The following is a 426-nucleotide window of genomic DNA, read 5'->3' as shown; positions in this document are numbered from 1 at the left end:
CCGTAGGCGAGGAGCGGTATCACGTCCGAGGCCCAGTCGGTGGCGCTCCATGTCCGAGGGTCGGTGACCTTGAGCAGGGTCAGGGGCATGTTCGAGCCGATCATCGCCGCTGCGGTGAGCGCACCGACGGCGGTGGCCCACCGGGGCCGTTCGGATGCCACGACGGCGTACAGCGCGGCAGCGCCAAGGCCGGTGGCGTAACCGAGCAGTGGGCCGAGCCCGGCGCGTCGGTTGGCGGCGGCCTGCTCGTCACCAAGGGTGACGTGTAGCTTTCCGGCAAGGCGGTCGACGCTCTGCTCCGGCGTCTGGCTCGCGGGGCGGGCCCGCAGCGTCATGTCCAGGTAGGTGACGATGTTGAGGGCGCTGGTTCCGGCGGCGCCAGCGAGCATTCCGCGGAGAACATGTCGCATGGAAGCGGGCCTACCC

The 426-nt window shown here is 70.7% G+C and carries 1 protein-coding gene; it reads right to left on the bottom strand.

Annotation, left to right across the window (positions count from 1 at the left end):
• A partial coding sequence (locus C1I93_RS31000) for a hypothetical protein (protein WP_111246730.1) occupies window positions 1–410 on the bottom strand: 410 nt, incomplete at its 3' end.
• Between the last annotated feature and the right edge of the window lie 16 nt (window positions 411–426).

It is taken from the genome of Micromonospora endophytica, assembly GCF_003236305.1.
Classification (GTDB): Bacteria; Actinomycetota; Actinomycetes; order Mycobacteriales; family Micromonosporaceae; genus Micromonospora; species Micromonospora endophytica.
The sequence above is the reverse complement of the archived record's forward strand: the minus strand, read 5'-3'. Positions and strand labels throughout refer to the sequence as shown.